General features: G+C 53.5%; 4 protein-coding genes and 2 pseudogenes. 2 read left to right on the top strand and 4 right to left on the bottom strand.

What is annotated here, in order from left to right; genetic code table 11:
• Positions 1–139: 139 nt before the first annotated feature.
• From QZ506_RS20285 to purM, 4 genes and pseudogenes are all read right to left on the bottom strand, one after another.
• Positions 140–1,132, bottom strand: a pseudogene (locus QZ506_RS20285) (TonB-dependent siderophore receptor); the annotation flags it as partial.
• A pseudogene (locus QZ506_RS20290) lies at positions 1,122–2,246 on the bottom strand (ABC transporter substrate-binding protein). The pseudogenes QZ506_RS20285 and QZ506_RS20290, both read right to left, overlap by 11 nt.
• Before the next feature lie 208 nt (positions 2,247–2,454).
• Complete coding sequence (gene purN / locus QZ506_RS20295; protein ID WP_291973484.1) at positions 2,455–3,093, bottom strand: phosphoribosylglycinamide formyltransferase; 639 nt, start codon at positions 3,091–3,093, stop codon at positions 2,455–2,457.
• The gene (purM, locus tag QZ506_RS20300; RefSeq protein ID WP_291973487.1) at positions 3,093–4,130 is read right to left on the bottom strand and encodes a phosphoribosylformylglycinamidine cyclo-ligase; all 1,038 of its coding nucleotides are present in this window, start codon (positions 4,128–4,130) and stop codon (positions 3,093–3,095) included. The genes purN and purM overlap by 1 nt, the downstream gene beginning before the upstream one ends.
• A gap of 317 nt (positions 4,131–4,447) precedes the next feature.
• Between purM and upp the strand changes: the two genes are divergently transcribed.
• Both upp and uraA read left to right on the top strand, forming a co-directional pair.
• Positions 4,448–5,074, top strand: a complete 627-nt coding sequence (gene upp, locus QZ506_RS20305) for a uracil phosphoribosyltransferase (protein WP_291973489.1) — start codon at positions 4,448–4,450, stop codon at positions 5,072–5,074.
• A 212-nt stretch (positions 5,075–5,286) separates the two neighbouring features.
• Entirely contained in the window at positions 5,287–6,585 is a 1,299-nt protein-coding gene (gene uraA, locus QZ506_RS20310) for a uracil permease (RefSeq protein WP_291973491.1), read from the top strand.
• The last annotated feature ends 215 nt before the right edge of the window (positions 6,586–6,800 follow it).

Below are 6,800 nucleotides of genomic sequence, written 5' to 3' on the forward strand. Positions count from 1 at the left end.
CACGTGGTATTGCTGGTTCAGCAGGCAGTAAAGACTGGATGATCATCCATGCTTCATCGGGAAGGTCGTAGCGAGCCATAGTTCAATATACTGTGTAAACATACGGTTACTATAACTCAGGCAATTAAGGGACACAGCCTAGTATTCCGGTCACTGCGTTGAATTTGGTGGCGCGTGCCTGATTGTCGCTATAGCGGTTACGTGCATAGGAATAGGCGATGTTGCTCTTCCGGCGATCGTTGAGCGTTCGCTCCATCTAGGGCGTCACGGTGTCCTGATCGCCGCGCGTGGCGTTATAATGCTCGTCAAAGCGGCGGTCGCGCGGCGTATTGACTGGCTTGCCGGTATTGGGATTGATGATGGTGCCGCGATCGAACGGCGTCAGGTATTCCTGATGTTCATAGGCAAGGCGCACCGTGGTGTCATCGCCATACCACATCACTGACGGCGCAACGGTGGTTTGGCGTTTGCGGCCAACATTGCGCCAGTAATCGGTTTCGTCGTGATCGACCAGCATACGGTAAGCCAAACCGTTGTCTCCTAGTGGTCCGGTGACATCCGCCTGTCCACCGCCCCCGTTAAAGCTGCTCTGCCAGCCTTCGATATGGGTTTTCCGAACCAGTTCCGGTTTTTTACTGATGATATTGATCACGCCGCCGGGTTCAACCATGCCGTACAGCATGGAGGCCGGGCCTTTGAGGACTTCAACGCGTTCGCTGGTAGGCGTGAAATTGCGAGCCTGAATCGAACGAATGCCATCGCGAAACAGCGACCCATCGCGGTTGTCGCCAAACCCACGTTTGATCACCGCATCCTGCGTCCCCCCGAGTGTGTTGGCTTGGGTAATACCGCTGATGCTGTACAGCGCTTCGTCCAGCGTACGTGCCGCCTGATCGCGTAACACTTGCGGTGGCACTACGTTAACCGCCTGCGGCACGTCCAGCAGACGTGCTTCGGTGCGTGTGCCGGTTACGCTTTTGTGCGGTTGATAGCCGCTGTCTGTATCGGCGGTGGCCCGGTCAGATTGCGTGACCACCACGGTATCTTCCTGCGCGCTCGATGAGGCAGCGTGCGAACCCAGTGGCAACAGCGGGATAAGTGGCCAACTGCGACGTATAAAATTAGCGTTCATGTGCGATGTGACTCCAGAATGTCCCTGAAAATTCAATAGGTAAAAATTGTTGGTAGAGTTGTTTTAAGGTGTCTTGCGGTTGCAAATCGGCAAATAGATCGGGGTAGAGCGCTTTGGCAAACATCTCCACCATCACCACGTGATACGGGCTTAGGTAGAAGTTGTGCCGCATACTCCAAGCGCGCCCCTGCTGCACGGCGTTGAGGTGTGACAGAATGGGTTCTTGTTGTAGCAGTGTGGTAAAGCTGTTTTGCGCTTGCTGCTCGGGAACGTCCGGGCCCAGCATCAGTGACGAGAATCGTTTTCCTTCTGGCACCACCATGCCGGTGACGATGTAGACATCGGGGTTGGCTGCCAGCATTTTTTCCGGATTGAGTTCACCATAGACGCGCTGAATGCTGTCGGCTGCGATGTTATCGCCACCGGCAAAGCGCAGTAACTCACCAAGATTGCCACCTACTGCTGTGGTACAGCAGGTATTGCAGCGGCCCATATGCAGGTGCAGCATCACGGTGGGCTTTTGGCCGTGATAGCGCGCTAGGCGTTGTGAAATGGCGTCCATATGCTGCTGGTAAAATGCGCTGAGCGGCAGCACGTTCAGTGCGGTTGAGTACTTCGCCGAGTAAACGGACGCCGGTCAGGGTGTTTTTCAACAGTTCGACGCGCAGATCGACATAAATCACCGGGATGCCTGCGCGTTCAAGCGTCTGCTGTAGCGCATCATCCTTCGCCGAGGTTTTAGCCAGACGCGGCAGGATGACCAGATCGGGCTTTAACGGCAGAATGGCTTCGGCATTCAGCGTGTGCGGCCCCCCCATCGCCAAGACGCGGGATTTGTGCAATGGCAGGGAATGCGGTGGTGTATTTTTCCCAGCTTTGCTCGTCGTAACGTGCCATATCGCCGGGCCAACCCATCACGCGCTGTGCCGGATTACCGGGTTCCAGCAACGCAAGGGTTATAGAGCAAACGGCTTTCACCGAGAAAAAGACGTGAAGGATTATCGGGAATCGTTACCTGCCGTCCCAGCAGGTCGGTAACGGCCTTTCCCCTAGCGGTGGTGTTCGCCAACGGCAGCATGACCAGTAACGTTTTGGTCAGGAATAATGCGCGCATATTCGCCCTCTGCATAAAATCGAGCAGGGGAAGTTAATGAGTATGAGAGTAATTATCAATAATGCTAAGGCGGGGAAAATGCGACAAAAAGATAATGTTGTTTTATATCATTATGATGGTAATAATTTCGTAAGTAAATAAAGTGTCGTTCAGCGGGAACTTTCAGGGCGGCAGAGTGCTACCGCCTGAAAGTCAGTGGGAATTAGCGTTATTCGGCAACATAACCCTGTTTGGGAATACGCACGCCGTCGAGCCAAGCTTCGCCCTCGCGCATTTTAAGACGCCCTTCGGCAAACCAGTTCACCACCAATGGATAGATGGTGTGTTCCTGAGTTTGTACCCGAGCGGCGAGCGCTTCTTCCGTATCATCACCAAACACCGGGACCTTGGCTTGCAGAATCAGAGGACCGCCATCCAGTTCGTCAGTCACGAAGTGGACCGAAGTGCCATGTTCCTTATCGCCATTTTCCAACGCCTTGCGATGGGTATGCAGGCCCGGGTACTTGGGCAGCAGGGACGGGTGGATGTTCAGCATTTTGCCTGCAAACAGCGCAACAAACTCCGGGCTGAGGATGCGCATATAACCCGCCAGTACCACCAGGTCCGGTTGGTATTGCGCCATCTCTTCTGCCATTGCAGCGTCAAAGGCAACCCGGTCAGCGAACCCTTGTGGGTCGATGACATGGGCCGGAATCTCGGCTTCTTGCGCCAGTACCAGACCATAGGCTTCTGGATTATTGCTGAATACGGCCGCGATATTCGCTTTGACACGCTTGCGCGCGCAGGCGTCAATCAACGCCTGCAAGTTGCTTCCTTGACCTGAGAGCAAGACAACGATGTTTTTCATTAATTAATGACCACTGCGTCTCCGGCGTTAGCGGGTTGAATAACGCCGATTTTCCATGCGGTTTCACCCTGGCTATTGAGGAATGCCACGGCTTCCTCTGCCTGTTCAGCAGGCAGTGCGATAATCATACCCACACCGCAGTTAAAAGTACGGTACATTTCGTGACTGCTGACGTTGCCCGTCTGTTGCAGCCAGTTGAACACGGCGGGCCACTGCCAGCTGGATTCATCAATGTTAGCTTGCATGCCTTCTGGCAACACGCGCGGGATATTTTCCCAGAAACCGCCACCTGTCAGGTGAGCAATCGCGTGGACATCCACTTTTTCAATCAGCGCCAGAATGGATTTGACGTAGATCCTGGTCGGGGCCAGCAGGTGATCGGCCAGTGATTTTCCCTCAAGCGTCGTCTGTTCCGGATCGGTTTTGCTCACCTCGAGAATCTTACGTACCAGCGAATAGCCGTTAGAGTGTGGGCCACTGGCTGCCAGTGCTACCAGAGTATCACCTGCCTGCACTTTACTTCCGTCGATGATCTCTGATTTTTCAACAACACCGACGCAAAAACCGGCGACGTCGTAATCTTCACCGTGGTACATGCCGGGCATTTCAGCGGTTTCGCCGCCGACCAGCGCACAGCCTGACTGTTTGCACCCTTCGGCGATACCGGTGATCACGCTGGCGGCAGTATCGACATCCAGTTTCCCCGTGGCGTAGTAATCTAGGAAGAACAGCGGCTCTGCCCCTTGAACTACCAGGTCATTGACACACATAGCCACCAGATCGATACCGATGGTGTCGTGGCGTTTCAGATCCATGGCAAGACGCAGCTTGGTGCCGACCCCGTCAGTACCGGAAACCAGAACCGGTTCACGGTATTTTTGGGGCAAGGCGTACAGTGCACCGAAACCGCCCAGACCGCCCATCACTTCAGGACGGCGGGTTTGTTTCACTACGCCTTTAATACGGTCTACCAATGCGTTACCAGCATCAATATCCACGCCTGCGTCTTTGTAGCTAAGAGAGGTTTTGTCGATCACTGCGGAGTCCCCACGGAGAATACAATTGGTGGTGAGATAGCGAGCATATCCAGCCTGGTGGATCTACCCCTATCTAAGCGCGCTAATTCTAACAGCGAGAGCAATCGTTTGCGAGTGGTGTGTTGCCTGCTTTGCATTTTTCCTGTTCAATGAGAATTTCCCTGCCCGGTTGATCTGGATCAGGCTATAACCTGTAGCGCTTAAGCAAAAAAGCGGTATAATCCCGCGATTTTTTTATGATGGGCTGCCATGTCCGCCCTCGGCGCACCGATTCTGCGTCGTGAGGATATCCGTCCACTTTCTATAGGGGGAATAGAATGAAGGTCGTCGAGGTTAAACACCCGCTCGTCAAACATAAGCTTGGCCTGATGCGTGAAAACGATATAAGTACAAAACGCTTTCGTGAACTGGCATCCGAAGTCGGCAGCTTATTGACCTATGAAGCCACGGCCGATCTGGTTACTGAAAAAGTGACTATCGAAGGCTGGTGCGGTTCGGTGGAAGTCGATCAGATCAAAGGCAAAAAAATTACTGTGGTGCCGATCCTGCGTGCCGGTCTGTGCATGATGGAAGGTGTGCTGGAAAATGTACCGAGCGCACGCATCAGCGTGGTGGGTATGTACCGCAACGAAGAGACGCTGGAGCCGGTGCCTTACTTCCAGAAACTGGTCTCCAACATTGATGAGCGTATGGCGCTGGTGGTGGATCCGATGCTGGCGACCGGTGGTTCGATGATTGCCACTATCGATCTGCTGAAAAAAGCGGGTTGCCAGAGCATCAAGGTATTGGTACTGGTGGCTGCACCGGAAGGGATTGCTGCGCTGGAAAAAGCGCACCCTGACGTTGAGCTGTATACCGCCTCGGTCGACAAAGGGCTCAACGAGCATGGCTATATTATGCCGGGTCTTGGTGACGCGGGCGATAAGCTCTTTGGTACTAAATAAGCCGTATCAGCCGACTGAGTAAGTCGGCTTTTTTTTGCGTCGGTTTCGTTGCGCAACGCCACGGCGGTTTTTCACCCATATTTCGCACGATTTCTATAATCAGCCTCGCTTCCCTACGCGGTGACGCGTGAGGGCGGCTGTGCTGTGATAACGATGCTGGACAAAACGGCTAACCACACAACATCAAGTCACTTTTACAGAGGATATAAACGATGACTCGTCGCGCCATCGGGGTGAGTGAACGACCCCCCTTGTTACAAACCATCCCGCTGAGCTTCCAGCACCTGTTTGCCATGTTTGGCGCGACGGTGTTGGTACCGATTCTGTTCAAAATTAACCCTGCGACCGTACTGCTGTTCAACGGCATTGGCACGCTGCTCTATCTGTTTATCTGTAAGGGCAAGATCCCGGCGTATCTGGGCTCCAGCTTTGCCTTTATTTCTCCGGTGCTGTTGCTGCTGCCGCTGGGATATGAAGTGGCACTGTGCGGTTTTATCATGTGTGGTGTTCTGTTCTGCCTGGTATCGCTGATTGTGCAACGCGCTGGTACCTGCTGGTTGGATGTTATTTTCCCACCGGCGGCGATGGGGGCGATTGTTGCGGTCATCGGTCTGGAACTGGCCGGGTTTGCAGCGGGCATGGCCGGTCTGCTGCCTGCGGATGGCGCGTCAGTTGATAGCAAAACCGTGATTATTTCGCTGGTGACCTTAGGGGTTACCGTACTGGGCTCTGTGTTGTTCCGCGGTTTTCTGGCTATTATCCCGATTCTGATCGGTGTGCTGGTGGGCTATGGCTTATCGTTTGTCATGGGCGTCGTGGATTTCGCGCCTATCGCTCAGGCGCACTGGTTTGCACTGCCGACCTTCTATACGCCGCGTTTTGAATGGTTTGCCATTCTGACTATCCTGCCTGCTGCGCTGGTGGTGATTGCTGAACACGTGGGCCATCTGGTGGTTACCGCCAATATCGTGAAAAAAGATCTGATGCGCGATCCTGGCTTGCACCGCTCGATGTTTGCCAACGGCCTTTCTACCATGATTTCTGGTTTCTTCGGTTCAACCCCGAATACCACTTACGGTGAAAATATTGGCGTACTGGCCATCACCAAGGTCTACAGCACCTGGGTGATCGGCGGTGCGGCAATACTTGCCATTCTGCTTTCCTGCGTGGGCAAACTGGCGGCCGCGATTCAGGCAGTGCCGGTGCCGGTCATGGGCGGTGTTTCTCTGCTGCTGTACGGTGTCATCGGCGCTTCCGGTATTCGTGTGCTTATCGAATCCAAAGTGGATTACAACAAGGCACAAAACCTGATTCTGACCTCGGTTATCCTGATCATCGGGGTGAGCGGTGCGAAAGTACATTTGGGTGCTGCTGAATTGAAAGGCATGGCATTAGCCACCGTAGTGGGTATTGCGCTGAGTCTGCTGTTCGCGCTGATCAACCGTTTCAGAAGCGAAGAAATGGTTCTGGATGCCGAAGATGATGCCGAGGAGACCTCTCGCGCGTCATAAATGGAGCATTGCTCTGGTTTCCGGGGATGGTATTATCCCCGGAAACAGAAAAAATATGACAAGGGATTGTTAATCATGGGCTTTGTTGAATAAATAGATTTTATGCTGGCAGCCCAGTGAAACGACGGATCCTCGCAACGTAAAATCATGCAGTTAGGCCTCATGAGAAAAGTGTACACCTGAGATGACAAGCATTTTCAACCAAAACTGGCATG

It is taken from the genome of Candidatus Symbiopectobacterium sp. (assembly GCF_020054415.1).
GTDB lineage: Bacteria > Pseudomonadota > Gammaproteobacteria > Enterobacterales > Enterobacteriaceae > Symbiopectobacterium.